Below are 3837 nucleotides of genomic sequence, written 5' to 3' on the forward strand. Positions count from 1 at the left end.
CCCACCAGCCGCTGAGCGGCTGGCTGATATCGCCGTGGTGGCGCTGTGCGGCATAGATGAAGGCCGGCGCGCCCGGACCGCCGTTGAGGTACTTGTACGTGCAGCCGACAGCGAAATCGGCATTTGCCTGATCGAGCTCGACGGGCAGGGCGCCGGCGGTGTGGCAGAGATCCCAGACGATCAGCGCTCCGGCCGCATGAGCCCTGCGCGTCAGCGCCGCCATGTCGCGCAGTTCACCCGATTTGTAATTGACGTGGTTGACCAGCACCACCGCGACGTTTTCGTCGATTAGCTCTTCGATGGTCGGCGCGTCGACGCCCGCGAGGCGCAGCAGGACGCCATCCCGGGTCGAGGCCACGCCTTCGGCGATGTACAGGTCGGTGGGAAAACTGTCACCTTCGGCGACGATGGCTGACCGGCCGGGCCGCATCTCCATCGCTGCGTGCAGCACCTTGTAGATGTTGGTCGATGTCGTGTCGCAGACGACGGTCTGGCCGGCCGCGGCTCCTATCAGGCGTCCGAGCTGGTCACCGAGTTCGATCGGCATCTCGAACCATCCGGCCGTGTTCCAGGCTCGGATAAGATCTCGGGCCCATTCCTGCGTCGCCGCCTGCTGCAGCTCGCCGAAAACGGCATGAGATGCTGCCCCCAGTGAATTGCCGTCGAGATAGATCACCCCCTCCGGCAGAATGAAACGGTCGCGCATGGCCCGCAGCGGATCCGTGGCATCCATCGCTTCGACTGCGGCGAGATCAGGAATTCCACTCATGGTCAGTCCCCGGTTGTTCGCGAAGGGTTCCCGCCACAGAGCGTCCCTTCAGTGAGCCTGTTCTCATTTCGATGATGTCAGAGCCGGGTGCGGATCGTCCACAGCTCCGGAAACAGCACGACCTCGAGCATTTTCTTCAGATACGAAGCACCCGACGTGCCGCCGGTGCCGCGCTTCAGACCGATGATGCGCTCCACCGTGGTGACGTGGTTGAAGCGCCAGCGGCGGAAATAATCCTCGAAGTCGACCAGCTTCTCGGCCAGTTCGTAGAACATCCAGTAGCGCTGCGGATCGCGGTAGATAGTCTGCCAGGCGACCAGGACCTCTTCATTCTCGGTTCGCGTCTCACGCCAGTCCGTGCGCCTGGCATCGGCACCGATGTCGAATCCGTTGCGCGCCAAAAGCAGCAGCGCTTCGTCGTAGAGCGATGGCTCGGCCAGAATGGCTTCCAGCTTTCCGCTGAGGTCAGGCCGATGCTTGTGAGGGCCGAGCATGGCCAGGTTGCGGTTGCCGGCCATGAACTCGATGGCGCGATACTGCCAGGACTGAAAACCCGAGGACTGGCCGAGCGCGTCGCGAAACTCGGTATATTCGCTGGGCGTCATCGTCCGCAGCACATCCCAGGCATTGTTCAGCTGCTCGAAGATGCGCGCGACTCGCGACAGCATCTTGAAGCTCGGCTCGAGCCGGTCGGCGCGGATCGAGCGGATCGCGGCGCCAATCTCGTGCAAAGCGAGCTTCATCCACAGTTCCGAGGTCTGGTGCTGGATGATGAACAGCATCTCGTCATGCGCCGACGACAGCGGCGTCTGCGCCTCCAGCACTTTCTCCAGGTGCAGATAGTCGCTGTACGACATGCGCTCGTTGAACGACATCTGTGCGCCTTCGGACGCCGGATCGTAGGGCTCGCTCAATTGACTTTCTCCGTGCGCAGCCGGAAGCGCTGGATCTTGCCGGTCTGGGTCTTGGGCAAAGCAGCAATGAATTTCACCGATCGCGGGTATTTGTAGGGCGCGATCGTCGCCTTGACATGGTCCTGCAGGCGCTTGGTGGTCAATGCGTCAGGCGCCACGCCCTGCACCAGCACGACATGCGCCTCGACGATCTGGCCGCGCTCGGCGTCCTCGGCGCCGATCACCGCGCATTCGGCGACGTCGGGATGTGACAGAAGTGCGGCCTCGACCTCGGGGCCGGCAATGTTGTAGCCGGCGCTGACGATCATATCGTCGGAGCGCGCGGCGAAATGGAAGAAGCCGTCCTCGTCCTGCGTGAAGGTGTCGCCGGTGATGTTCCAGCCGTCGCGCACGTAGTCCTTCTGCCTGATATCGGCCATGTAGCGGCAGCCGGTCGGGCCGCGCACCGCCAGCCTGCCGGTCGCGCCGCGCGGTACTTCGCGCATCTCGTCGTCGACGATGCGCGCCTCGTAGCCGCCGACCGGCTTGCCGGTCGACGCGGGCTTCATGTCGCCAAAGCGGTTGGAGATGAAGATGTGCAGCATTTCGGTGGCGCCGATGCCGTCGAGGATCGGCTTGCCGGTCTTTTGCGTCCACTCTTCGAAAACCGGAGCGGGCAAGGTTTCGCCGGCTGAAACGGCAACCCGCAGCGAAGACAAATCGGCACCTTCATCCATGGCCTTCAGCATGGCGCGGTAGGCAGTCGGTGCGGTGAAGGAGATCGTGGCTTTGTAGGTCTCGATGATGTGGATCATGTTGGGTGGCGTCGCCTGCTCCAGCAGCGTCGCCGCCGCACCGAAGCGCAGGGGAAAGATAGCGAGCCCGCCAAGGCCGAAGGTGAAGGCCAGCGGCGGCGAGCCGACGAAGATGTCGTCCGGCGTCACCTCCAGGATTTCGCGGGCATAGGCGTCGGCGATGATCAGGAGGTCGCGGTGGAAATGCATCGTCGCCTTCGGCACGCCTGTCGTGCCCGAGGTGAAGCCGAGCAGCGCGACATCGTCGCAGCCGGTGTTGACGGCGGTGAATGTCACCGGCTTGTCGAGAGCGGCACGATCGAGCTCGGCATCATGGTTGGCGGTGCCGTCGAAGCCTATGACCTGTTTGAGGAAGGTGCTGTCCTTGGCGCAGGCGGTCATCTCGTCCATCAGCCTGGTGTCGCAGAGCGCGACGGTGATTTCCGCCTTGTCGACGATCTTGGCCAGTTCGCCGGCGCGCAGCATAGGCATGGTGTTGACGACCACGGCGCCGACCTTGGTGGCAGCCAGCCAGCAGGCGACCATGGCGGGGTTGTTGGCCGAGCGGATCAGCACCCGGTTGCCGGGCTCGACGCCATAATTCTCGACCAGCGCGTGGGCGAGCCTGTTCGTCCAGTCCGACAGTTCCTTATAGGTGCGGCGGCGGCCATTGCCGATCAGGGCTGTGCGGTCGCCGAGGCCCTTCTCGACCAGCCGGTCGGTAAGTTCGACACCGGCGTTGAGGCGTTCGGGATAGTCGAAGCCGTCGAGCAGTATATCGGGCCATTGCTCCGTCGGCGGCAGGTGATCGCGCGTGAACGTGTCGATATGCGCTGAAGGCCCAAGCATGTCGCCGCTCTCCCGTCTGCTGCCTGGCCAATGCGCAATGCGCCTTGGCTGGATGTGGTGGATCCTAAGGTCCTGCTCTGAGGAGGCTTCGTGCTGCCCATGGCGCCTGCTCGGAGATGCGCCCAGAAGGGGTGAACATCTGCAGGTGAGGGCAGCACAGCAGACCTCCCATTGTCGGCTGTTCGTACGGGCAGGATCGCACCAGTCGAAATTTGTTTCAAGCCTAAAGTGTTTTTGCCCTGGAGCATTGACGCATGTCGTGGCGTTGGCCATTGCTGGCGGAGAAGCGATGCCGTTTTGGGGGAGGGCGCAGATGTTCGAACGTCACATCGTCGATTGGGATGATGCCTATGCCAACGGTGCGAACATCGCCGGCAGCGACCGTTGGCCAGCCGCCTGGGCGGAGCCAGCGGCAGCATTCCGCGATGCGCTCTCGGCAGAGAGCCGGGCACGGCTCGACATCGCCTATGGCGACGGGTCGCGCAATCGGCTCGATCTTTTCCTTCCCAAGGCCGCGCCCAAAGGACTGGTG

Annotated in this window: 3 protein-coding genes and 1 pseudogene; 1 reads left to right on the forward strand and 3 read right to left on the reverse strand. The window is 63.5% G+C overall.

Annotated elements, in window-relative coordinates:
- The 3 genes from EN991_RS26875 to EN991_RS26885 all read right to left on the reverse strand — a co-directional run.
- Window positions 1–769 (reverse strand): aminotransferase class V-fold PLP-dependent enzyme (locus tag EN991_RS26875; RefSeq protein WP_127369897.1); only part of this gene is annotated, 769 nt, incomplete at its 3' end.
- 77 nt (window positions 770–846) lie between these two features.
- The gene (gene kynA, locus EN991_RS26880) at window positions 847–1683 is read right to left on the reverse strand and encodes a tryptophan 2,3-dioxygenase (protein ID WP_127369898.1); all 837 of its coding nucleotides are present in this window, start codon (window positions 1681–1683) and stop codon (window positions 847–849) included.
- The gene (locus EN991_RS26885) at window positions 1680–3305 is read right to left on the reverse strand and encodes an AMP-binding protein (RefSeq protein ID WP_127369899.1); all 1626 of its coding nucleotides are present in this window, start codon (window positions 3303–3305) and stop codon (window positions 1680–1682) included. Before EN991_RS26885 ends, kynA begins: the two co-directional genes overlap by 4 nt.
- A gap of 313 nt (window positions 3306–3618) precedes the next feature.
- Here EN991_RS26885 and EN991_RS26890 point away from each other — a divergent pair.
- Window positions 3619–3837: pseudogene (locus EN991_RS26890) on the forward strand (alpha/beta hydrolase); the annotation flags it as partial.

The sequence above is a fragment of the Mesorhizobium sp. M7A.F.Ca.US.005.03.2.1 genome, assembly GCF_003997795.1.
Lineage (GTDB): Bacteria > Pseudomonadota > Alphaproteobacteria > Rhizobiales > Rhizobiaceae > Mesorhizobium > Mesorhizobium ciceri.

Bases quoted from the DNA above. Each gene is read 5' to 3' on its own strand.
- EN991_RS26885 (WP_127369899.1), bottom strand. From the start codon at position 3,305: ATGCTTGGGCCTTCAGCGCATATCGACACGTTCACGCGCGATCACCTG.